Genomic DNA, 20,682 nt, shown 5'->3' with positions numbered 1-20,682 from the left:
GTGGCTCCCATTCCTGGCAGTGGCCTGGCCAAGGGCCTGGCCGTCACCCTGCGCACGATGACGAGGAAGCACGTCACCGAGCAGTACCCGGACGCCCAGCCCGAGCTGCCGCCCCGCACCCGTGGCGTGATCGGCCTGTTCGAGGAGAACTGCACGGTCTGCATGCTCTGCGCCCGCGAGTGCCCCGACTGGTGCATCTACATCGACTCCCACAAGGAGACCGTCCCGCCCGCCGCCCCCGGCGGACGTGAGCGCAGCCGCAACGTCCTCGATCGGTTCGCGATCGACTTCTCCCTGTGCATGTACTGCGGTATCTGCATCGAGGTCTGTCCTTTCGACGCCCTGTTCTGGTCCCCGGAGTTCGAGTACGCCGAGACGGACATCCGCGACCTCACCCACGAGCGGGACAAGCTCCGCGAGTGGATGTGGACCGTCCCGGCCCCGCCGGCCCTGGACCCCGCCGCGGAGGAACCGAAGGAGATCGCCGCCGCCCGCAAGACCGCCGAGAAGCTGGCGGCCGCGCAGGCCGAACCGGGGGAGGGCCAGTCGTGAGCCTCGCCGCGGCCATGAGCCTGGCGGCAGCCCGGCACGGCTTTCTGTCCCCGACCGGCGTCGAGATCGCCTTCCTGCTCGTCGGCCTGGTCACCTTCGGCGCGGCCCTGATCACGGTCACCACCCGCCAGCTGGTGCACGCCGCCCTGTGGCTGGTGGTGGCGCTCGGCGGCCTCGCCGTCGAATACCTGCTGCTCACCGCCGAGTTCATCGCCTGGGTGCAGGTCCTCATCTACGTCGGTTCCGTCGTCGTCCTCCTCCTGTTCGGTCTGATGCTCACCAAGGCGCCGATCGGCCGATCCCCGGACGCCGACTCCGGCAACCGCTGGGTCGCCCTCGCCGTCGCGGCCGCCGCTGCCGTGGCTCTGGTGTGGGTGGTCGTCGACGCCTTCCGGACGACGTGGATCGACCTGACCGGCCCCGCCGCCGGCACCACCCGCGTCACCGGCGAGAGCCTCTTCCGCACCTGGGTCCTGCCCTTCGAGGCCCTCTCCGTCCTCCTCCTCGCGGCCCTGGTCGGCGCGATCGTCCTGTCCCGCAAGGCGAGGGCGGAGTCGGGCCCTCCCCCTGTGAACCCCCGAGCGGTCACCGAGAGTTCCCCTTCCGTCACGGATTCCGGAATTCACCCGGACGAGAAGGAAGGCGCCCGCTGATGCACCTCGCCTATCCCGCCGTACTCTCCGCCCTCCTGTTCTGCACCGGCCTGTACGGCGTCCTCGCCCGCCGCAACGCGATCCTGGTCCTGATGTCGGTCGAGCTGATGCTGAACGCCGTCAACCTCAACCTGGTCGCCTTCGACGTCTGGCTCAGCCGGGCCGCGAAGGAGACCCTGCACTCCGGCCAGGCGCTGACCCTGTTCACCATCGCCATCGCCGCCGCCGAGATCGGCATCGGCCTGGCGATCGTGCTCGCCGTCTACCGCAACCGCGGCACCTCCGACATCGACAAGCTCCGCGACACCGCCGAGGGCCCCGGCACCGGCGGCCCCGGAACCGAGGGCCCCGGCACCTCCGCGGCCGAGAAGGCTGAGGCCACCGCGTGACCACGACCCACCTCGCCGTCCTCGTCCCCCTCCTGCCGTTCCTGGGGGCCGCCGCGGGCCTGCTGCTCGGCCGTACCGCTCCCGGGTTCGTGCGACCGCTCGCCGTGCTGCCGCCACTGGCCTCCCTCGTGCTGGCCGCGCTGGTCGCCGCCGACCAGGGCGGCGGCCGGGCGATCGACGCCCACACGGAGCTGACCCCCACCGGCTCGGTCCCGATCGAGCTGGCCCTGCACATCGACGGCTTCGCCGCGCTGGTGGCGATCCTGGTCGCGTTCGTCGCGTCCTGCGTGCAGATCTACTCGACCGGCTACCTGCGCGACGACCCGCGCTACCCCTCCTACGCGGCTCTCGTCTCCCTGTTCACCTCCGCGATGCTCCTGGTCGTCTACTCGGGCGACCTGATCGTGCTGCTGGTCGGCTGGGAGGTCATGGGCATCTGCTCCTACTTCCTGGTCGGCCACTACTGGGAGACCCCCGAGGCCCGCGCCGCCTCCCTGAAGGCCTTCCTGGTCACCAAGCTCGGTGACGTGCCGTTCCTCATCGGCTTGTTCGCCCTCGGCACCGACGCCGGGTCGTTCCGCATCACCCGGATCCTCGGCGCGGTCACGAGCGGCGGCCTCCACCACCCGACCGTGATCGCCCTGCTGCTCCTCGCGGGCGTGGCCGGCAAGTCGGCGCAGTTCCCGCTGCACACCTGGCTCCCGGACGCGATGGCGGGCCCCACGCCCGTCTCGGCGCTGATCCACGCCGCGACGATGGTCGCCGCCGGTGTCTACTTCATCGCCCGTCTCCTCCCCGTCTTCGAGGCCTCCCGGGCCACGATGGTCGTCCTCGCCGTCATGGCCGCCGTGACGATGGCCGGCTCCGCACTCGCCGCACTCGCCCAGGACGACATCAAGCGCGTCCTCGCCTACTCGACCATCGGCCAGCTCGGCTACATGACCGGCGCCCTCGCCGTCGGCGACCGCGGTGCCGCCGTCTTCCACCTCCTGTCCCACGGCGCCTTCAAGGCGCTGCTGTTCCTCGCGGCCGGCGTGATCATCCATGCCGCCGGCACCAACTCGCTGGCCGCCATGTCCCGCATGCGCGGCCTGCGCGACCGCGTCCCGGACGCCTACTGGACGATGACCGTGGCGCTGCTCGCGCTCGCCGCGATCCCGCCGTTCAGCGGCTTCTTCTCCAAGGAGTCCGTCCTCGGCGCCGCTGAGCACGTCGCCACCGGGAACACCGACCACGCCCCCGCAGCGGCCGGCTGGACCGTCCTTGTCGCCGGTCTGCTCACCGCCCTGCTCACCGCCGCCTACGCGATCCGCCTGTGGCTGCTGGCCTTCCGCGGCCGGGGTGCCGAGGCCCCCGATCACGGCCGCCAGCCCCTGACGATGAACGCGGTGCTGTGGGTGCTGGCCGTGCCCTCCCTGGCCTTCGGCGGGCTCGCCTACCGCGCGTTGCCCGGCTGGTTCGACGGCCGCGACCTGACCCCGACGCTCCTCACCTCCGTCCTCGGCACGGGCCTCGCCCTGGTCGGCGGACTGCTCACCTACGGCGCCTGGCAGCGCACCAGCGCACTCGCCGCCCGGGTCCCGATGGGCGCCGTCGCCGCTCACCCCGAGACCTACGCCGGACTGGTCGAGGCCGAGACCATCGCCGGCCACGAGCCGGCGTACGGCGACGTGGCCGCCGCGCCCGACCCGGCGGACCCCGGGCGGCTGCTGCTCGGCCCGCTGTACCGGCACGCGGCCGCCGGCTTCCACCTGGACGCCGTGTACTCGGCGCTGTTCGTCCGCCCGGTCCAGGCCGGAGCGAGTCTCGTCCGGTTCCTCGACCGCGAGGTCGTCGACACCTACGTACGCGGCGCGGCCGCCCTGCCCCGGCTGCTCGGGGCCGGCGTACGGCGGGCGCAGACCGGCAATGTGCAGACCTATGTGAGCGCGCTGCTCGCCGGCACCGTCGTCCTGGCGGTCGCCGTCGTCCTCGTCGCCACGGGAGCGTGAGCAGGCGTGATCGATATCAACGAGTCCGTGATGCAGTTCCTTCTGGCATTCGTCGTCGTAGGCCCGCTCCTCGGCGCCGCCGCCGCTCTCCTGCCGGCCCCGCCCGGGCTGAAGGGGAAGTCACCTGAGCAGGCCGTGCTCCGCCACGGCGTCACCGTGACCGGCGCGATCCTCGTCGCCGCGATCGTCCTGGCACTCGGCTTCGACCACGACCACCCGTCGACGATGCAGGCCACGACCGACATCAGCTGGATCCCCGCACTCGACGTGCGGATCCACCTCGGCATCGACGGCATTTCCCTCCCCCTTCTGGTCCTGACCGCGCTGCTGACCTTCCTCTGCGCGCTGTACTCCTACTTCAAGCCGCCCGCGGGCGGCTCCCCCAGGGCGTTCGTCGCGTTGCTGCTCCTGCTGGAGTCCGGCACCCTCGCGACCTTCGCCGTTCTCGACCTGCTGCTGTTCTTCCTCGCGTTCGAGATGGTGCTCATCCCGATGTACTTCCTCATCGCCCGCTGGGGCGGCGAGGGCCGGGCCCGGGCCGCGTGGAAGTTCATCCTGTTCACGCTGCTCGGTTCCGTCGTCATGCTGCTCGGCCTGCTCCTGATCGGAATCAAGGCGGGCACATTCGACATGGTGGCACTCGCCACTGACAACGGTCGGTCACTGACCGCATCCGTGCAGGTCATCGCCGTTCTGGCGATCGGGATCGGGCTCGCGGTCAAGGCGCCGATGTGGCCGCTGCACAGCTGGCTGCCCGACGCCCACACCGCCGCCCCGACCGTCGGCTCGGTCCTGCTGGCCGGTGTCCTGCTGAAGATGGGTACGTACGGATTCGTCCGTATCCTGCTGCCGATCGCGCCGCACGGCTTCCACACCTTCGCGCCGTACCTCGCCGCGTTCGCCGTCGTCGGGATCATCTACGGGTCCCTGGCCTGCCTGGCTCTGGCCAAGCAGGGCGCCAAGGGCGACCTCAAGCGCCTGATCGCCTACTCCTCCGTCGGCCACATGGGCTTCGTCCTGCTGGGCATCGCCACCATGACCCCGACCGGCGTCAACGGCGCCCTGTTCGCCAACATCGCCCACGGCCTCATCACCGGCCTGCTGTTCTTCCTGGTCGGCGCCCTGAAGGACCGTACGGGCACGACCGACCTCGACTCCCTTGCCGAGGAGACCGGAGCCGCGCTCTACGGCAAGGCCCCGCGCCTCGGCGGCCTGCTCGCCTTCGGCGCCGTCGCCTCCCTCGGCCTGCCCGGACTCGCCGGGTTCTGGGGGGAGATGCTGGCCCTGTTCGGCGCGTTCAAGCCCGCCGCCGACCTCAGCCGGCCCGGGTTCCTCACCTTCATGGCGATCGGCGCGTTCGGCACCCTGCTGACCGCCGCGTACATGCTGATCGTGGTCCGCCGGGTCTGCATGGGCGGCGTGGAGCAGGAGGTCCCGAAGCTCGCGGACGTCCACGGCTACGAGTTCGCCACCTGGACCCCGCTCGTCGTCCTCACCGTCGGCGCCGGACTGTGGCCGAGGGCGCTGCTCGGCCTCACCGACCCGGCCGTGCACCAGCTCCTCGCAGGAGGCACCCGATGAGCGCTCAGCCCCTCGCCGAGTCGCTGGTCCAGTCCGTCGACTGGCTCGCCGTCGCCCCGCCGACCATCGCCGCCGCCGTCGCGCTGGTGGTGCTGGTCGCCGACCTGTTCCTGCCCGAGACCCGCAAGCCCGTCCTCGGCTGGATCTCGGTCGCCGGACTGGGCGCGGCCGCGGTGATGCTGCTGCCGCTCCTGGACGGCGACCGCAGCACCTTCTGCGTGAACCGCACCACGCGCGCATGCAGTTACACCGCCGACCACTTCACGCTCGTCATCCAGTTCCTCGTCCTCGGTGGCGCTCTGCTCACGGCCCTGCTGTCCGTCACGAACCTCAAGGACGACGAGCGGCGCGTCCCGGCGGGGGAGTTCTGGTTCCTGCTGCTGTCCTCCGCGGCCGGCGCCGCCCTGCTGCCCGCCTCCCGAGACCTGGCCACCCTGATCGTCGCCCTGGAGGTCGCCTCCCTGCCGGCCTTCGCCCTCGTCGGCATCCGGCACGGCGAAAAGCGTTCCTCCGAGGCGGCACTGAAGTTCTTCCTGTCCTCGGTCACGGCCACCGCGGTCAGCCTGATGGGCGTCAGCTTCGTCTACGCCTCCACCGGCACCCTCTACCTCACCCAGGTCGCCCAGCGCCTGACCCACGTCGACGGCCAGCTGCACACCCTCGCCCAGACCGGTGTCGTCCTCACCCTCGTCGGCTTCGCCTTCAAGACGGCCGCCGTGCCCTTCCACTTCTGGGTGCCCGACACCTACGTGGGTGCACCGCTGCCCGTCGCCGCCTACCTGTCGGTCGTCGGCAAGGCCGTCGGCTTCTCAGGCCTGATCCTTGTCACCGTCGTCGCGTTCCCGTCGTACGCCGACGTCTGGGGGCCCGCGCTCGCCGCCCTGGCCGCCCTCACCATGACCGTCGGCAATGTCGGCGCCCTGCGCCAGCAGGCCACGCGCGCGTACAGCGCCGTACGACTGCTCGCCTGGTCCTCCGTCGGCCAGGCCGGCTACCTCCTGGTGCCGATCGCCGCCGCAGGCTACGCCAGGAACCCGCAGAAGGCGATCGGCTCCACGGTCGCCTACGCGCTGATGTACGCGGCCGTGAATCTCGGCGCGTTCGCGGTGGCCGCCCTGGTGGGCCGCAGCCGCGCCCTGAACCGGATCAGCGACTACCGGGGCCTGTACGCCGCCAACCCGCTCACCGCGCTCCTCCTTGCGTTCTTCCTGCTGTGCCTGGCGGGGCTGCCGCCGGGCATCATCGGGCTGTTCGCCAAGGTCACCGTGTTCTCCGCAGCCGTCGACGCGGGCCTCGGCTGGCTCGCCGTCGTCATGGCCGTCAACGTCGTGATCGCCCTCTTCTATTACCTCCAGTGGACGGGGCTGCTGTTCCGCGCCCCCGAGGGCGAGCCCGCCCGGCACCGCGTCCCGGCCCCGCTCACGGCCGCCCTCACCCTCACCGGGATCCTCGGCGTCGCCCTGTCCGGAGCACCCCAGTTGGTCCTCCGTTTCGCCGCCACCGGCCTGTTCTGACCCACTGCCCCGCGCGTGGCGCATCCGTGCCCCACGCGCGCGGGCGGGCGAAGCCGCTCGTCACCCGTACAGCCGAGCGGCGCCCGCGCAGGCACAGGGAACTCGTGACCGCCGCCTGGCGTTGTCACAAGCGGGAGGGTCCACTGGACCCGAAGTGTTCCCCACCCGCGCGATTTGGAGGGCGTACGGTGCACCGCCGGCACAACGGGCTCAGGACCGCAGTACTCCTCGGGGGACTGTCCGCACTCATCATCGTCATCGGCAGCTTCTTCGGCCGCACGGGACTGATCGTCGCCGTTCTGATCGCTCTGGGCACGAACGCGTACGCGTACTGGAACAGCGACAAGCTGGCCCTTCGCGCGATGCGCGCACGCCCGGTCAGCGAGTTCGAGGCCCCCGCGCTCTACCGGATGGTCCGCGAGCTGTCCACGCAGGCCCGCCAGCCGATGCCCCGCCTGTACATCTCGCCGACGGAGGCCCCCAACGCCTTCGCCACGGGCCGCAACCCGCGCAACGCGGCCGTGTGCTGCACCGAGGGCATCCTGCGCCTGCTGGACGAGCGCGAGCTGCGCGGCGTGATCGGGCACGAGCTGAGCCATGTCTACAACCGGGACATCCTCATCTCCTCGGTCGCCGGCGCCCTCGCCTCGGTGATCATGTTCCTGGTGAACTTCGCCTGGCTGATCCCGGTCGGCCGCTCGGACGACGACGACGGCCCCGGCCTGCTCGGCATGCTCCTGATCATGATCCTCGGCCCGCTCGCCGCCACCCTCATCCAGCTGGCCATCAGCCGCTCCCGCGAGTACGAGGCGGACGCCTCCGGCGCTCAGCTCACCGGCGACCCGCTGGCCCTCGCCGGCGCCCTGCGCAAGCTGGAGATCGGCACCCAGCAACTCCCGCTGCCACCTGAGCCCCGCATCGAGACCGCCAGCCACATGATGATCGCGAACCCCTTCCGCGCGGGCCAGGGACTGACCAAGATGTTCTCCACGCACCCGCCGATGGCGGACCGCATCGCCCGACTGGAGAAGATGGCAGGACGCATCCGATGAAGACCATCCTGAACATCATTTGGCTCGTCCTGAGCGGCTTCTGGCTGTTCCTCGGCTACCTGTTCGCCGGCGTCCTGCTGTGCATCACCATCATCGGCATCCCGTTCGGGATCGTCCTTCTGGGTAAAGCATCGCGCTCGGGTCGACTCGCCCTTCGATAATCATCGGGGGCAGCAGTTCGGGGTCCGGAAGAGGGATCCGCTCGACATCGGCCAAGGCGGCGTTCACCCGGTCCCAGGTGCCATCGGAGGTCCAGGCATTGAAGTGCTTCGATGCCATGCGGGTGGCGCCCGTCTCTTTGACCACATCAGGCCAGGATTTCCCCGTGCGCGCCTTGTAGAAGATCGCATCCACGGAGCGACGAACGACGCCCATCCGCCCCTTCGGCAACAGAGGCGCAACTTTGGCCCAGTCTTCGTCCGAGAGCGACGTTGCCGGCACGTCGAGGCTGGTAGCCACGTACCAAGCCCGCACTGTGCAGGGGACCCCGCCTCGCCGCCCGTTCGGTACCGGCCCAGTGATGGTGACCTTCAACTCCAGCAGGGACAGAATCGCCGCCTGCTGCTGTGGGGTCATGTCGGGAAACGATTTGCTCGCCATGCTTGCGAGCGCTCGGAGATCCTCGGCGTACCGGTCCGACTCTTCCAGTTCCATCAGCCATTCGGCCGCCTCGGCGCGCAGGTTCTGAAGTTGCTGTAGCTCTTCGTTGAGAGCCGCCGTAGCAGCCTCGATGGCGTCGGCTGACTTGCTCTGTTTGGCCGTGGCGACGATGACGGCTGTGATCGAGGCATTCATACCCTCGATCTGCTGATCAAGATCAGCGATTCGGCCCATCAACGCGGACTTGTTGCCGTCCTCAGTCCCGATCCACTCGGCGGCCAGTTCCTGAGGTTTCTGGCTGTTGCTAGCGATCTCCATGACCTTCTGCCAGACGTGCCCTTCGAGCGCATCAGCATCGATGCGGGAGCAGCCGCAGGGCTTCTGACTCAGGTCTTTGGGGGCGTTTCCCGCGCATCGGTAGAAGCGAGCCCCCGCGCCTTCAGCCGCAAAGCTGATGCCCGTGTATGTCTTCGCACAGAGACTGACCACTCGCCCCGTCAGCGGATAGAACCATCGTTGTCCGCTGCTGCGCTTCGCCGTTTCGGCCACCTTGCGTCGGAGTTCCGCGCTTTCCTCGGCACTCAGAATCCGTGGCAACTCAATCTCGACGGAGTCGCCCCAGACAGGATTGCCATCCTCGTCGGTCTGGGCATGTCGGCCGCGAAAGGTGAGGAGTCCGTCGAGGACTGGAGAAGACATGACTCGATCACGCAGGTTGTCACGCGTCCATGCCCGACCGGATCGCGCGGTGATTCCTTCCACGTTGAGCCGGATGGTGGCCTTCCGAAGGTTGAGCCCTTCACCCACCACGAGTTCGTAGACGTAACGGATGACCTTCGCCTCAGCGTCATCGACTACCAGGTACGAGCCCGGCGTGCCCTTATTGCCGATGCGGTATCCATAGGGAGGCCGTCCGCCGATGTGGGCAGCCGGGGTCAGCTCAGCCTTCTCCTGCAAGCCGCCCTGGGTGCGGTCGCGGATCGTCTCCCACTCGGTCTCGGCATAGTCGGCGTCCCGGCGCATCTTCTTGCGCCCCTCGGACGTGGTGTTGTCGTAGTCGTCGGCGACCACCGCGACGTAGACACCGATGTCCTCCAGGGCCCAGACCCAGCGCCAGAAGACCCGCCCCTTCCCGCCGATCACGCGGCCGTCAGGGACTACGACGATGTCGAAGGGGCGGGGAGTCTTCTGAGCGTCCTCCATCAGACGCTTGAGGTCTCCTCGGTCAGCCGCTTCCAGGGAGCCAGAAACACCCTCGTCCTTGTAGGTGCCTGCGTGCTGCCACTGCTTGAGCGCGATGTGCCGTGTGGTCTTCCGGCTCTGCCTGGCTACGCCGTAGCCCTTCTTCTGATCCTCGGTGGAGACCCGAAGGTAGTCGACGGCTCGCAGCGTCCGTCGGCTGGCTGCCCGAGCAGCGGTTTCGGTGGAGGAGGGCAGGTGTGTGCTTACATGGGACATGTCGACTCCTAGTCAGTCGGCCAGCCCCGGGGCGGTGCCAGCCGCTGCCGGGGCGCTTGTCTCAACTCTCTTATTATCTCGGCATTCTGATGCTTTGTCTGCCGAACTCGAAGGCCGCATGACCCTGCGCCAGCACCGAGAACTACTGGTCGACACCGGATGGCTCTTCCTACTCAACGCCTGCGTCCAGTACGACCGAGGCCAGCGCGAAGCCGCCAACCTCAGCAAGGCCGCCGCACTCCGCATCGGTGAAGAAGCCGGCCACGGCGAGATCAAGGCATGGGCATGGGAGATCGAGGCCCCTCCATTTTGGAAGGGGCTTCGTTGCGGGCCGTTGCCTCTGTGTAGGTGACACTCGGTGCCGGCACGACTTCCGTCACCATAGGCTGCCGCCACGTGGTCAGCGCCCGCCGAACGCCTCGTCCGTCGGGACAACCTCCCGCCCCAGAGGCATGAGCGAGATCGGGATGAGCTTCAGGTTCGCCCACCCGAAGGGGATCCCGATGATCGACAGGAACAGAGGGATGCTCGTGATCAGGTGCGCCAGCGCCAGCCACCATCCGGCGAAAATCACCCAGATCACGTTGCCGATGCACGACGGGGCGCCGGCGTCCGGCCGCTCCACCGTGGTGCGGCCGAACGGCCACAGGACAAACCCGGCGATACGCAGCGACGCGATGCCGAATGGGATGGTGACGATGAAGATGAAGCAGATCAGCGCAGCGATCACGTAGCCGATCGCCATCCAGAGGCCACAGAAGAAGAGCCACACGAGGTTGAGCAGCAGGTTGAACAGCTTCATGGTCGATCTCTCTCCGGGTCGCTCCGTCAGCAAGGCCTGCTGCCACAAGTATCAGTTGATCAGGCGTCCAGACGGAACCGCAGAGCCCTTGTAGCGCGATCGGGAACGTTCCGAGACGAGCGCCGCGACGCGGGCGCCCCTTCCTGCATCGGCAACGTCCTGTGGCTGATCCTGGCCGGCTGGTGGCTGGCGATCGCCCACATCGTCACCGGCATCGCCCTGTGCATCACGATCATCGGCATCCCGTTCGGCATCGCCAACTTCAAGCTGATCCCGGTCTCCCTGCTGCCGCTGGGCCGCGAGATCGTCCCCACGGACCAGCCGTTCGCGACCCGCTGAGCGGACCGCCGGCCCGCTGCGTGCGTGCGGCACGTCAGGGGCAGTCGCCGGCGACCTGAGGGTGCGTCACGCGCCGCGCCGGCCCACGTGCCGGCCCGCCCACCACCGTCGTACGCCGTAGACGGCCACGCCCAGCGCGAGCACGCCCGCTCCCGTTGCCACCGAGACGGCGGGCAGGGCGAACGCCAGCGTGGTGCAGCCCAGCAGCCCCAGTACGGGCACCAGGCGGGACAGCGGGGCCGGACTCAGCGTCCACGCGGAGGCGTTGGCGACGGCGTAGTAGGCCAGCACACCGAAGGACGAGAAGCCGATCGCGCCGCGCACGTCCGCCGTGGCGGCGAGTACGGCGACCACCGCGCCCACGGTCGGCTCCGCCCGGTGCGGCACGTGGAAGCGGGGATGCACGGCTGCCAGTGACCTGGGCAGATGGCCGTCCCGGGCCATGGCGAGCGTCGTACGGGACACGCCGAGGATCAGCGCGAGCAGCGAGCCCAGCGCGGCCACCGCCGCCCCCGCGCGCACCACGGGCACGAGCCCCGGCGCCCCGGCCGCCCGCACCGCGTCGGCCAGCGGGGCGGTCGCGTGCCCGAGCCGGTCCGCACCGAGGACCGAGAGCGTCGCGACGGCCACGCACGCGTACACCACGAGTGTGATGCCCAGGGCGAGCGGGATGGCGCGCGGGATCGTGCGCGCCGGATCCCGTACCTCCTCGCCGAGGGTCGCGATCCGCGCGTATCCGGCGAACGCGAAGAACAGCAGCCCAGCCGCCTGAAGCACGCCGCCCGCCCCGGACGACAGCTCGATGTCCAGTCGGCCGGTGTCGGCCTGTCCGGACGCGAGGCACACGACGACCACGGCCGCGAGGACGGCGAGAACGACGGCCACGATCACCCGCGTCAGCCATGCCGACTTCTGGATTCCGCCGTAGTTCACGGCCGTCAGCGCCACCACGGCCGCGACGGCCACCGCGTGAGCCTGCTCCGGCCAGACGTACGCGCCGACCGTGAGCGCCATGGCCGCGCAGGAGGCTGTCTTGCCGACCACGAACGCCCAGCCGGCGAGATACCCCCAGAAGGCGCCCAGCCGCTCCCGTCCGTACACGTACGTCCCGCCGGAGGCCGGATAGCGGGCGGCGAGCCGGGCCGAGGACATGGCGTTGCAGTAGGCCACGACGGCCGCGAGCGCCAGTCCGGGCAGCAGCCCCGACCCGGCCGCGCGCGCGGCCGGCCCCAGGGCCGAGAAGACGCCCGCGCCGACCATCGAGCCGAGGCCGACGACCACGGCGTCCCGCACTCCCAGCGTGCGCCGGAGGCCGGTGTCGGAAGGTGTCATGCGCCGCACCCTACTGACCGCCCCGCAACCAGGTGGTGGACCTGTGACGTCCTCTTCATCACCGGAACATGAACACGCGCGCGTCGACAGCGGGTTCTCACCGGATCCTCAGCAGGCGGACAGTGCGAGGACAGTTCGGAAGGGCAGGTTCACGGCATGAGCATCATCGGTTGGATCATCCTGGGCCTGGTGGCCGGAGTCATCGCCAAGGTCCTCCTGCCGGGACGTGACCCCGGCGGCTTCATCGGTACGACCCTCATCGGCATCGCGGGGGCATTCATCGGCGGCTGGATCTCGGCCCGCTGGCTGCACCACCCGATCACCAGGAACTTCTACGACGGCGCCACCTGGGCCGCGGCCATCGGTGGCTCCCTGGTGCTGCTGATCGTCTACCGCATCCTGTTCGGCAACTCACGCGACTGAGCGCCGCGCGGGAGCACGGAGGGAGCGCACAGGCGCGGAAGGGCGGGCTGCCCGGCACCGGACGACCCGCCCTTCCGCGCCTGTGCCAATTTTCTACCGGTAGTTGACGAACTGCAGCGCGAAGTCGAAGTCCTTGCCCTTCAGCAGCGCGATCACGGCCTGCAGATCGTCGCGGCTCTTGGAGCTGACGCGCAGCTCATCGCCCTGGACCTGGGCCTTCACGCCCTTCGGGCCCTCGTCGCGAATGATCTTCGCCACCTTCTTCGCGTTGTCCTGGGAGATGCCCTCCTGGAGCGACGCGGAGATCTTGTACTCCTTGCCGGACAGCTGGGGCTCGTCCGCGTCCAGCGCCTTGAGCGAGATGCCGCGCTTGATCAGCTTGGACTGGAAGACGTCGAGGACAGCCTTCACCCGGTCCTCGGAGTTCGCCCGCATCTCGATCTTGTCGCCGGACCACGAGATCGAGGCGCCCACGCCCTTGAAGTCGTAGCGCTGCGAGATCTCCTTGGCGGTCTGGTTGAGGGCGTTGTCGACCTCCTGCCGCTCGACCTTCGAGACGATGTCGAAACTGGAGTCGGCCATGTCCTGTGGCTCCTTGATATCAGGGTGCGAATCGGGTGCGTGCCGGCGTGCGCGGCGGCGGCCGCCGGGCCCGGCATGACACCGGGCCGCATCCGCACCAGCCTAGCCACCCCGGGAGCCGGCAGGTGGAGATCAACCGGGTGGCGAAGCACCCCTCTGCATCGGGTATTGTTTACGTCGTTGCCGGGGAGCACCGCCGAAAGCGGGTTCGAAGGCAGCACTACCCGGCGGTGTGCCCGAGCGGCCAAAGGGAGCAGACTGTAAATCTGCCGGCTCAGCCTTCCCAGGTTCGAATCCTGGCGCCGCCACACGGGAACGAGAGCCCGTGATCTGTGAGAGCAGATCACGGGCTCTCGTCGTTTGCGTTGTCCTCGGCTGCTCTTCGCTAGAATCGAACGCATGAGCGATAGCTTGGGGATGCAGGAATGACCGGCCCGGGTGCGGGTCCCGGCGGGGCGGACGATGCTGGAGCCATGGCCGGGAAGCGACCCATCATCGTGCATCTGCCGTCCCCGACCGGTGGGCGCCGGGTCCGTGTGGACGGCGAGATCCTCGGTCTTGCGCACAGCGTGCGGGACCTGGTGGAGTTCCTGCGCCGCGCGGGGCTGGAGATCGAGCCGGAGCAGGTGGCCGACTCGCCCCTGATCGACTGGCGCGGGGTGGGGCCCGACCGCTGGGAGGCCGAGACCCGCACCTGAGGCGCTGTGCCCCGCGCTCGTCCGCGGGGCACACTGACGACATGTCCTCCCGACGCAGAACCTGTCCCGTGTGCCGCCGCGACATCGCCGTCGTGGCGGGCCGTTTCGCGAGGCACGACCCGCCCGGGGCGCGGGAGAACGGCGAGCTCGTCTCCTGCGCCGGGTCGCGGCAGCAGGCGCAACTCGGTGCGGTCCAGCAGGCGTTGGACGGCTACGCCGTGCCGGAGTTTCCCGGGCAGTTGCCCCTGTTCTGACGCGGTGGATGCTCATGGGGTGACAGCGGGCAGTGCAACGCGGCCCGTTGAGGGCTGCGACCGTTCAACGGGCGGCGACCCGCCTCAGTTCCCGGCCACCGACTTCACCGCGACCGACACCGGCTGCGACCCGCTGATGAGTTCCAGCGTCAGGCCGGTCGTCGCCGGGGTGTCCACCAACTCGGCCAGTACGGCCGCCACGTCGTCCCTCGGGACCATCCCACGCCCGGTGTGCGCCTCCAGCCGGACCTGGCCGGTACCGGCGTCGTCCGTCAGCGAGCCGGGCCGCAGGATCGTCCAGTCCAGGGCCTCCTGACGGGACACGTACGCGTCCGCCTCGCCCTTGGCCCGCAGATACGCGTCGAAGACGTTGTTGCCCTGGTGCGCGGGATCCGCGCCCATCGAGGAGACGACCAGAAAGCGGCGTACGCGCGCGCGTACCGCCGCGTCCGCGAACAGCACCGCCGCGCCCTTGTCCACCGTCTCCTTGCGGGCCGTGCCGCTGCCCGGGCCCGCGCCTGCCGCGAAGACCGCCGCGTCGGCGCCCTGCAGATGCGCCGCGACCTCCTCGACCGAGGCGGACTCCAGGTCGAGCAGGACCGGTTCGGCCCCGGCCGCTCGCAGGTCGGCGCCCTGCTCCGCCGTGCGGATGATGCCCGCGACCTCATCTCCGCGCGCGGAGAGCAGGCGCTCCAGCCGCAGCGCGATCTGACCATGACCACCAGCGATGACAATGCGCATGATTCCGACCGTACGCCCGAGGGGGCGCATCCGCCGCACGAGTTGACCGGCATGGCCGGAGCACGCCGGGCGCGCGCCCACGCCCCCGCGCCAGACGTGCACTACGAGCGCAGAGCGCGCGCTCGTAACCGCGCGCCCAGTGCCCACTCCGAGCGCCTCGCGCCCCATCACTGCTCCACAGCCCAGGCCTCTACGGCGCCCTGGCCTCTACGGCCCCCGGCCTCTACGGCCCTGGCCTTCAAGGCATCCAAGCGCCCTCGGCTCCCCGTCCCCCCCGCATAGCTCCCCGCCCTCGCAGCGCCCCGCCTGTACGCGGCGCCCCGCGCCCCTCACGACAGTTCGCCCCGCCCCTGCCGCGGTAGCCCCAGTTCCGCTGTCGCTGCCGAGTTGCAGTACTCGCGGACCGCACTGGTGCGGGCGACCACGCGCCCCCGGTGGACCACGATGCGGCTGTAGGCGAGGGAGAGGGCGCCGGGCAGGTGGGTGCCGCGTACGGCCAGCAGGTCGGCCGGGAAGCCCGCCTCCACGCGTACCTCCGGCAGGCCCAGGACCGCGCGGGCCGAGGTGCTCACGGCGTCGTAGGCGTCCTCCGGGCGCAGGCCGTGGGCGGAGGCGAGGAGGTAGGCCGCCTCCAGGGGATCGCCGCGGCCGACGGGGTTGGAGACGTCCCGCAGGGCGCCGCTGCCGGCCGCCACCCGTACCCCGGCCGAGCGCAGCAGCCGTACCGGAGGCGTGTCCCGGCGCTCGGCGGCGCAGCAGCCGCCCTGGGGCAGGCACACCACCGTGACGCCGGCCGCCGCGAGCTGGTCGGCGGCGCGCGAGGCGCTCTCGGCGGGCAGGCGCCCGAGACCGGCGCACGGCCCGATTGTCACGCCGGGGCGCAGGCCCCCCGCCATGACCGCGAGCCGGGACAACCGGGCCGGGTCGGCGGCGTCCGTGTGCAGGTCCACCGGGCAGCCGTGCTCGGAGGCCACCTCCAGGACCGCCTCGACATAGCCCGCGGGGTCGGGGTCCAGGTCCGGGCAGCCGCCCACCACGGAGGCGCCCATCTTCAGCGCATCACGCAGCATGGCGAGCCCGTCCGCGCCCGCCACGCCGGTCAGCAGCCGCGGGGTGGCCACCGTCGTCAGCTCCGCGAGCCCCCGCAGCGACCGCCGCGCCTGCAGGACGGCGCCCAGCGCGCCGAGTCCCTGGACGTCGCCCACGCGCACGTGCGCGCGTACCGCCGTCGCCCCGTGTCCGAGCTGCAGCAAGGCCGCCTCCGTCGCCCGGCGCTGGACGTTCTCAGGCGTGCACGACACCGGGCCGGGCGCCTCGGCGGACAGGGCCGTGTCGGCGTGGGCGTGCGGTTCGGCCGGCGCCGGCAGGAGCAGATAGCCGCTGAGGTCCACGCGCGTGGTGCCCGTACGGGCCGGGCCCGGTGCCAGGCTGCCCGCCGTGCCCACCGCCTCGATGCGCCCGCCGCTCAGCCGTACGTCCACGGTCCGGCCGTCGGTGAGCCGTGCCCCGCACAGCAGCAGGGCGGCCGGGTCGGGCTGTCCCGAGGGGCCCGGGGAGTTCGACGGCGGATGGGGCTGCGGCTGGCTGTCGGGCATCGCGCTCCAGGGTCGGGGCCGGGGGCTCGGGGCGTACCTGCGTGAGAGACGCGGGGGCGCGGGCCCCCAAGATCACGCAGAGTGAGTCGAGCCTAGGGTGGCGAGCCGCGTGGGGCGCGCAGGAGCGCAATAGTCGTACCGGTGTGGTCCGCCCATGGCGGTACACGTGTCGCCCGCCCGCGTGGCCCCGAACCGGTCCTGTCGACGCCCACGCGCGCGTGGGCGTCGATCCACTGTTCCCGCGGAGGCCCACGCGCGCGTGTCCGGCGTCGGGATACGTCTCAGGAGGCGGTTGTGCGGGCTGAGATGGGGGGTGTGACGGGCCGCCGGATACGGATTTGGGTGAACGGCGGCGGACCGTGTAATGTCTTCATCGCTCGCCCCAATAGCTCAGTCGGCAGAGCGTCTCCATGGTAAGGAGAAGGTCAACGGTTCGATTCCGTTTTGGGGCTCTGGTGTGAGAGGTTCCCGCCGAAAGGCGGGGCCCGATCGCATCAAAGCGGTGTAGCTCAGTCGGTAGAGCAAGCGGCTCATAATCGCTGTGTCACCGGTTCAAGTCCGGTCACCGCTACTGACAGTAGCCGATTGCGGGGTCGGTCCTTCGATCGGCTACTCTTTCTTGCGTTAAATCAGTCCATCCGTTCGTCTTAGGAGCACTCACGTGGCTGCCACCGACGTCCGCCCGAAGATCACGCTGGCCTGCGTGGAGTGCAAGGAGCGGAACTACATCACCAAGAAGAACCGGCGTAACAACCCGGACCGTCTTGAGATGAAGAAGCACTGCCCGCGCTGCAACGCGCACACTGCGCACCGCGAGACGCGCTGAACAGGGTTCAACAGGCTCGTACGTGAGGCCGTCCCCTTCCGAGGGGGCGGCCTCACGGCGTTTCACCGGCCGGTTTACGGCTAATTTGGGGCCATCACAGCAGACATCAGGAGGTGCCGGGCATGGCGCTCGACCAGTCCTTCGTGGGACGGACCTACCCGCCCACCGCGCCCTACGAGGTGGGCCGGGAGAAGATCCGCGAGTTCGCCGAGGCGGTGGGAGAGGCCAACCCGGTGTACACGGACCCGGAGGCCGCGAAGGCGCTCGGGCATTCCGATGTGATCGCCCCGCCGACGTTCGTGTTCTCCATCACCTTCCGGGCCGCCGGTCAGGTCGTCGAGGACCCGCAGCTCGGCCTCGACTACAGCCGCGTGGTGCACGGCGACCAGAAGTTCGCCTACAACCGCCCCGTGCGCGCCGGAGACCGGCTCACGGTCACCTCCACCATCGAGGCGATCAAGTCCATGGCGGGCAACGACATCCTGGACATCCGCGGTGAGGTGCACGACGAGGCGGGCGAGCATGTCGTGACCGCCTGGACCAAGCTCGTGGCCCGCGCGGCCGAGGAGGCGTGAGGACCTGATGACGGCGAAGATCGCGTACGACGACGTCGAGGTCGGCACCGAGCTGCCGGCCCAGACCTTTCCCGTGACCCGTGCCACGCTCGTGCGCTACGCGGGCGCCTCCGGGGACTTCAACCCGATCCACTGGAACGAGAAGTTCGCCAAGGAGGTCGGCCTGCCGGACGTCATCGCGCACGGCATGTTCACCATGGCCGAGGCGATCCGCGTGGTCACCGACTGGACCGGGGACCCGGGCGCGGTCGTGGAGTACGGCGTCCGCTTCACCAAGCCCGTCGTCGTGCCGAACGACGACAAGGGCGCCCAGATCGAGGTCAGCGGCAAGGTCGCGGCCAAGCTGGACGACAACACCGTCCGCGTGGACCTGACGGCGACCAGTGGCGGCCAGAAGGTGCTGGGCATGTCCCGGGCGGTCGTACGACTGGCCTGACGGCAAGCGCGCAGTGCTTGAGGTAAGGGGCGTCCTCCATGGTGGGGCGCCCCTTACGCATGCCCGTGCCGAAGACCCCCTTGCCAAGTTAGTGATTGAGTACTAACTTCCTTCCCGTGGTCAGGATGAGTGCAGAAGAGCGGCGCGAGAGTGTCATCCGCGCGGCAATCGCGGAGTTCGCGCAGAAGGGCTACTACGGCACGTCCACGGAGGCGATCGCGAGCCGCGTGGGCGTATCGCAGCCGTACCTCTTCCGGCTCTTCGCGGGCAAGAAGGCGATCTTCGCCGCCGCGTCCCTCCGCTGTGTGGAGGACACCTGCCGGGTCCTGGGGGAGGCGGCCGAGGGGCTGGAGGGTGAGGAGGCCCTGCACGCCATGGCGAACGCCTATGTGCGGCTGATCACGGAGCAGCCCGAGAGGCTGCAGATGCAGATGCAGACCTACATCACGGTTGCGGCGGCCGAGGCGGAGGGTGACCACGAGTTCGGCGAGGCGGTACGGGCCGGCTGGATGAAGCTCTGGGACACCGTTCACCTGCCGCTGGGGGCGGACGACAACGACACCACGACCTTCCTGGCGTACGGAATGCTCATCAACACCCTTGCGGCCATGGGGTTTCCGCCCGAACACCGGGTCTGGCAGGGGATGTATCCGTCGGCCCGGACCACCGGCCGGCTGGAGAAGTAGCGGAACGAGGCGGATTGTCCTGCCTCTTTTCCTGCGCCAAAAAGTTAGTAATCAATGACTAACTAGATCACTCTCTGGGGGAGAGATGCCACAGCAGAACTCACCGAGCACAGGACGCGGGGGCGCCGCCTGGACCCTCGTCATCACCAGCGTCGCCGGATTCATGGCGGCCCTCGACAACCTCGTCGTCACCACCGCCCTGCCATCCATCCGCAAGGACCTCGGCGGGGCGCTGGACGACCTCGAATGGACCGTGAGCGCCTACACGCTCACCTTCGCCGTGCTGCTCATGTTCGGCGCCGCGCTCGGTGACCGGTTCGGGCGCCGCCGGCTCTTCATCGCCGGACTCACCGTCTTCACCGGCGCCTCCGCCGCCGCGGCCATGGCGCCCGGCATCGGCGCGTTGATCGCCGCCCGCGCGGTGCAGGGCGTCGGCGCGGCCGTGATGATGCCGCTCACGCTGACCCTGCTGACCGCCGCCGTGCCCGCCGCCAGGCGCGGGATGATGTACGGCATCTGGGGTGCCGTCAACGGCCTCGCCGTCGCCTCCGGACCGCTCATCGGCGGCAGCCTCACCGAGCACGTCTCCTGGCACTGGATCTTCTGGCTGAACGTGCCGCTCGGCCTGGCCGTGCTGCCGCTCGCCCGGCTGCGGCTCGCCGAGTCCCACGGCACCGGCGCCCCGCTCGACGTCGCCGGCACACTGCTCGCCAGCGGCGGGCTCTTCGGGATCGTCTACGGCCTGGTCCGCGGGCCCGCCGACGGCTGGACCGACACCGTGGTCCTCACCGCTCTGTTCGCCGGTGCCGCGCTGCTGGCCGGGTTCGTTCTGTACAGCTCGCGCGCGGAGAACCCGATGCTCCCCATGCGGCTGTTCCGCTCCCGCGCGTTCTCCGGGATCAACGCGGCCAGTCTGCTGATGTTCGTCGGGATGTTCGGCTCGATCTTCCTGCTCAGCCAGTACATGCAGGGCGTGCTCGGCTACTCGCCCACCGAGGCGGGCCTCAGGATGCTGCCGTGGACCGGTATGCCGATGCTCGTCGCGCCGGTCGCCGGCATCCTCTCCGACCGCCTGGGGGGCCGTCCCGTCGTCGCAGCGGGCCTGTTCCTGCAGGCCGTCGGGCTCGGCTACATGGCCGTCGTGGCCACCGTGGACGCCTCCTACGCCGCCCAGCTGCCTGCCCTGATCGTCAGCGGGGTCGGCATGGCCCTGTACTTCGCCCCGGCCGCCAGCCTCGTGATGTCCAGCGTCCGCCCGCAGGAGCAGGGCATCGCCTCCGGCGCGAACAACGCGCTGCGCGAGGTGGGCGGTGCGCTCGGTATCGCCGTGATGTCGTCGATCTTCTCCGCGCGGGGCGGTTACGAGAGCGCACAGAGCTTCGTGGACGGCCTGCGGCCCGCCCTGGTCACCGGTTCGGCGGTGGTTGCCGCGGCGGCGCTGGCCGCGCTGGTGATACCGGCCCGCCGGAGCGCGGGTCCGCTGGGTGCGGAGGAGGTACAGGCGTCCGGGCGGGGCGTGGAGACCGGCTCCTCGACAGCCATGCCGGTTGCGGGGACCGAGGCGCTGGAGACCGGGTCGCTGGAGTCGTCGGCCCGCTGATCC

At 70.1% G+C, this 20,682-nt stretch carries 22 protein-coding genes, 3 tRNA genes and 2 pseudogenes; 21 read left to right on the top strand and 6 right to left on the bottom strand.

Annotated features, from left to right (window positions below):
* From LE548_RS31880 to LE548_RS31845, 8 genes and pseudogenes are all read left to right on the top strand, one after another.
* The gene (locus tag LE548_RS31880) at positions 1 to 552 is read left to right on the top strand and encodes an NADH-quinone oxidoreductase subunit I (RefSeq protein ID WP_225100481.1); all 552 of its coding nucleotides are present in this window, start codon (positions 1 to 3) and stop codon (positions 550 to 552) included.
* Between the two features lie 14 nt (positions 553 to 566).
* Entirely contained in the window at positions 567 to 1,205 is a 639-nt protein-coding gene (locus LE548_RS31875) for an NADH-quinone oxidoreductase subunit J (RefSeq protein WP_225100580.1), read from the top strand.
* A complete protein-coding gene (gene nuoK / locus LE548_RS31870) occupies positions 1,205 to 1,594 on the top strand; it encodes an NADH-quinone oxidoreductase subunit NuoK (protein WP_225100480.1) in 390 nt (129 codons plus the stop codon). Before LE548_RS31875 ends, nuoK begins: the two co-directional genes overlap by 1 nt.
* Positions 1,591 to 3,585, top strand: coding sequence for an NADH-quinone oxidoreductase subunit L (locus LE548_RS31865; protein WP_225100479.1), 1,995 nt, complete (start codon positions 1,591 to 1,593; stop codon positions 3,583 to 3,585). Before nuoK ends, LE548_RS31865 begins: the two co-directional genes overlap by 4 nt.
* Before the next feature lie 6 nt (positions 3,586 to 3,591).
* Positions 3,592 to 5,166, top strand: coding sequence for an NADH-quinone oxidoreductase subunit M (locus tag LE548_RS31860; RefSeq protein ID WP_225100478.1), 1,575 nt, complete (start codon positions 3,592 to 3,594; stop codon positions 5,164 to 5,166).
* Positions 5,163 to 6,680 carry an NADH-quinone oxidoreductase subunit N gene (locus LE548_RS31855; protein WP_225100477.1) on the top strand — a complete coding sequence of 506 codons (1,518 nt, stop codon included), beginning with the start codon at positions 5,163 to 5,165 and terminating at the stop codon, positions 6,678 to 6,680. Before LE548_RS31860 ends, LE548_RS31855 begins: the two co-directional genes overlap by 4 nt.
* A gap of 188 nt (positions 6,681 to 6,868) precedes the next feature.
* Positions 6,869 to 7,732: a zinc metalloprotease HtpX gene (gene htpX, locus LE548_RS31850; protein WP_225100476.1), complete on the top strand. Its 864-nt coding sequence runs from the start codon at positions 6,869 to 6,871 to the stop codon at positions 7,730 to 7,732.
* Positions 7,729 to 7,845: pseudogene (locus tag LE548_RS31845) on the top strand (YccF domain-containing protein); the annotation flags it as partial. The gene htpX and the pseudogene LE548_RS31845, both read left to right, overlap by 4 nt.
* Here the strand turns inward: LE548_RS31845 and LE548_RS31840 are convergent.
* The gene (locus LE548_RS31840) at positions 7,823 to 9,790 is read right to left on the bottom strand and encodes a recombinase family protein (protein ID WP_225100475.1); all 1,968 of its coding nucleotides are present in this window, start codon (positions 9,788 to 9,790) and stop codon (positions 7,823 to 7,825) included. The pseudogene LE548_RS31845 and the gene LE548_RS31840 overlap by 23 nt on opposite strands.
* Positions 9,791 to 9,884: 94 nt before the next feature.
* Here LE548_RS31840 and LE548_RS31835 point away from each other — a divergent pair, with 94 nt between their 5' ends.
* Complete coding sequence (locus LE548_RS31835; protein WP_225100474.1) at positions 9,885 to 10,142, top strand: hypothetical protein; 258 nt, start codon at positions 9,885 to 9,887, stop codon at positions 10,140 to 10,142.
* A 48-nt stretch (positions 10,143 to 10,190) separates the two neighbouring features.
* On the opposite strand, the gene LE548_RS31830 is transcribed toward LE548_RS31835, so the two are convergent.
* Positions 10,191 to 10,592, bottom strand: a complete 402-nt coding sequence (locus tag LE548_RS31830; RefSeq protein WP_225100473.1) for a YccF domain-containing protein — start codon at positions 10,590 to 10,592, stop codon at positions 10,191 to 10,193.
* 117 nt (positions 10,593 to 10,709) lie between these two features.
* On the opposite strand from LE548_RS31830, the pseudogene LE548_RS31825 reads away from it, so the two are divergent.
* Positions 10,710 to 10,931 (top strand): annotated as a pseudogene (locus LE548_RS31825) (YccF domain-containing protein); the annotation flags it as partial.
* A gap of 66 nt (positions 10,932 to 10,997) precedes the next feature.
* Here LE548_RS31825 and LE548_RS31820 read toward each other — a convergent pair.
* Complete coding sequence (locus LE548_RS31820) at positions 10,998 to 12,263, bottom strand: APC family permease (protein WP_225100471.1); 1,266 nt, start codon at positions 12,261 to 12,263, stop codon at positions 10,998 to 11,000.
* Between the two features lie 156 nt (positions 12,264 to 12,419).
* On the opposite strand from LE548_RS31820, the gene LE548_RS31815 reads away from it, so the two are divergent.
* A complete protein-coding gene (locus LE548_RS31815) occupies positions 12,420 to 12,686 on the top strand; it encodes a GlsB/YeaQ/YmgE family stress response membrane protein (RefSeq protein ID WP_225100469.1) in 267 nt (88 codons plus the stop codon).
* Positions 12,687 to 12,779: 93 nt separating this feature from the next.
* Here LE548_RS31815 and LE548_RS31810 read toward each other — a convergent pair whose 3' ends face one another.
* Complete coding sequence (locus LE548_RS31810) at positions 12,780 to 13,268, bottom strand: YajQ family cyclic di-GMP-binding protein (protein ID WP_225100467.1); 489 nt, start codon at positions 13,266 to 13,268, stop codon at positions 12,780 to 12,782.
* 226 nt (positions 13,269 to 13,494) lie between these two features.
* Between LE548_RS31810 and LE548_RS31805 the strand changes: the two genes are divergently transcribed.
* The 3 genes from LE548_RS31805 to LE548_RS31795 all read left to right on the top strand — a co-directional run bounded on the left by LE548_RS31805 (position 13,495) and on the right by LE548_RS31795 (position 14,220).
* Positions 13,495 to 13,576, top strand: a tRNA-Tyr gene (locus LE548_RS31805).
* 165 nt (positions 13,577 to 13,741) lie between these two features.
* Positions 13,742 to 13,966, top strand: coding sequence for a hypothetical protein (locus LE548_RS31800; RefSeq protein ID WP_031167006.1), 225 nt, complete (start codon positions 13,742 to 13,744; stop codon positions 13,964 to 13,966).
* A gap of 41 nt (positions 13,967 to 14,007) precedes the next feature.
* Positions 14,008 to 14,220: a hypothetical protein gene (locus tag LE548_RS31795; protein WP_225100465.1), complete on the top strand. Its 213-nt coding sequence runs from the start codon at positions 14,008 to 14,010 to the stop codon at positions 14,218 to 14,220.
* Positions 14,221 to 14,304: 84 nt separating this feature from the next.
* On the opposite strand, the gene LE548_RS31790 is transcribed toward LE548_RS31795, so the two are convergent.
* Both LE548_RS31790 and LE548_RS31785 read right to left on the bottom strand, forming a co-directional pair.
* Entirely contained in the window at positions 14,305 to 14,961 is a 657-nt protein-coding gene (locus LE548_RS31790; protein ID WP_225100463.1) for an SDR family oxidoreductase, read from the bottom strand.
* A gap of 329 nt (positions 14,962 to 15,290) precedes the next feature.
* Positions 15,291 to 16,556, bottom strand: coding sequence for an amidohydrolase family protein (locus LE548_RS31785; RefSeq protein ID WP_225100461.1), 1,266 nt, complete (start codon positions 16,554 to 16,556; stop codon positions 15,291 to 15,293).
* Between the two features lie 379 nt (positions 16,557 to 16,935).
* Between LE548_RS31785 and LE548_RS31780 the strand changes: the two genes are divergently transcribed.
* The 7 genes from LE548_RS31780 to LE548_RS31750 all read left to right on the top strand — a co-directional run bounded on the left by LE548_RS31780 (position 16,936) and on the right by LE548_RS31750 (position 20,679).
* Positions 16,936 to 17,008, top strand: a tRNA-Thr gene (locus LE548_RS31780).
* 46 nt (positions 17,009 to 17,054) lie between these two features.
* Positions 17,055 to 17,127 (top strand) — tRNA-Met (locus LE548_RS31775).
* A 90-nt stretch (positions 17,128 to 17,217) separates the two neighbouring features.
* Positions 17,218 to 17,382 (top strand): 50S ribosomal protein L33, encoded by a 165-nt coding sequence (gene rpmG, locus LE548_RS31770; RefSeq protein ID WP_003948671.1) that lies wholly within the window; start codon positions 17,218 to 17,220, stop codon positions 17,380 to 17,382.
* A 122-nt stretch (positions 17,383 to 17,504) separates the two neighbouring features.
* A complete protein-coding gene (locus LE548_RS31765) occupies positions 17,505 to 17,957 on the top strand; it encodes a MaoC family dehydratase N-terminal domain-containing protein (protein WP_225100460.1) in 453 nt (150 codons plus the stop codon).
* Positions 17,958 to 17,964: 7 nt separating this feature from the next.
* Positions 17,965 to 18,393 (top strand): MaoC family dehydratase, encoded by a 429-nt coding sequence (locus LE548_RS31760; RefSeq protein ID WP_225100458.1) that lies wholly within the window; start codon positions 17,965 to 17,967, stop codon positions 18,391 to 18,393.
* Between the two features lie 116 nt (positions 18,394 to 18,509).
* A complete protein-coding gene (locus tag LE548_RS31755; RefSeq protein WP_225100456.1) occupies positions 18,510 to 19,079 on the top strand; it encodes a TetR/AcrR family transcriptional regulator in 570 nt (189 codons plus the stop codon).
* A 163-nt stretch (positions 19,080 to 19,242) separates the two neighbouring features.
* Positions 19,243 to 20,679 (top strand): MFS transporter, encoded by a 1,437-nt coding sequence (locus LE548_RS31750; RefSeq protein ID WP_374116198.1) that lies wholly within the window; start codon positions 19,243 to 19,245, stop codon positions 20,677 to 20,679.
* The last annotated feature ends 3 nt before the right edge of the window (positions 20,680 to 20,682 follow it).

Origin of the sequence: Streptomyces sp. CoH27, assembly GCF_020181035.1 — a bacterium.
In the GTDB taxonomy this organism is placed as follows: domain Bacteria; phylum Actinomycetota; class Actinomycetes; order Streptomycetales; family Streptomycetaceae; genus Streptomyces; species Streptomyces camelliae.
Note: the sequence above shows the minus strand (reverse complement) of the source record. Positions and strands in the feature narration are given on the sequence as shown.

Excerpts from the sequence above, each read along its gene's own strand:
- LE548_RS31800 (WP_031167006.1), top strand. The coding sequence starts at position 13,742 with ATGGCCGGGAAGCGACCCATCATCGTGCATCTGCCGTCCCCGACCGGT.
- LE548_RS31830 (WP_225100473.1), bottom strand. The coding sequence starts at position 10,592 with ATGAAGCTGTTCAACCTGCTGCTCAACCTCGTGTGGCTCTTCTTCTGT.
- LE548_RS31760 (WP_225100458.1), top strand. The coding sequence starts at position 17,965 with ATGACGGCGAAGATCGCGTACGACGACGTCGAGGTCGGCACCGAGCTG.
- LE548_RS31815 (WP_225100469.1), top strand. The coding sequence starts at position 12,420 with ATGAGCATCATCGGTTGGATCATCCTGGGCCTGGTGGCCGGAGTCATC.
- LE548_RS31765 (WP_225100460.1), top strand. The coding sequence starts at position 17,505 with ATGGCGCTCGACCAGTCCTTCGTGGGACGGACCTACCCGCCCACCGCG.
- LE548_RS31855 (WP_225100477.1), top strand. The coding sequence starts at position 5,163 with ATGAGCGCTCAGCCCCTCGCCGAGTCGCTGGTCCAGTCCGTCGACTGG.
- LE548_RS31785 (WP_225100461.1), bottom strand. The coding sequence starts at position 16,556 with ATGCCCGACAGCCAGCCGCAGCCCCATCCGCCGTCGAACTCCCCGGGC.
- LE548_RS31750 (WP_374116198.1), top strand. The coding sequence starts at position 19,243 with ATGGCGGCCCTCGACAACCTCGTCGTCACCACCGCCCTGCCATCCATC.
- LE548_RS31840 (WP_225100475.1), bottom strand. The coding sequence starts at position 9,790 with ATGTCCCATGTAAGCACACACCTGCCCTCCTCCACCGAAACCGCTGCT.
- LE548_RS31875 (WP_225100580.1), top strand. The coding sequence starts at position 567 with ATGAGCCTGGCGGCAGCCCGGCACGGCTTTCTGTCCCCGACCGGCGTC.
- LE548_RS31795 (WP_225100465.1), top strand. The coding sequence starts at position 14,008 with ATGTCCTCCCGACGCAGAACCTGTCCCGTGTGCCGCCGCGACATCGCC.
- LE548_RS31810 (WP_225100467.1), bottom strand. The coding sequence starts at position 13,268 with ATGGCCGACTCCAGTTTCGACATCGTCTCGAAGGTCGAGCGGCAGGAG.
- LE548_RS31790 (WP_225100463.1), bottom strand. The coding sequence starts at position 14,961 with ATGCGCATTGTCATCGCTGGTGGTCATGGTCAGATCGCGCTGCGGCTG.
- LE548_RS31820 (WP_225100471.1), bottom strand. The coding sequence starts at position 12,263 with ATGACACCTTCCGACACCGGCCTCCGGCGCACGCTGGGAGTGCGGGAC.
- nuoK (WP_225100480.1), top strand. The coding sequence starts at position 1,205 with ATGCACCTCGCCTATCCCGCCGTACTCTCCGCCCTCCTGTTCTGCACC.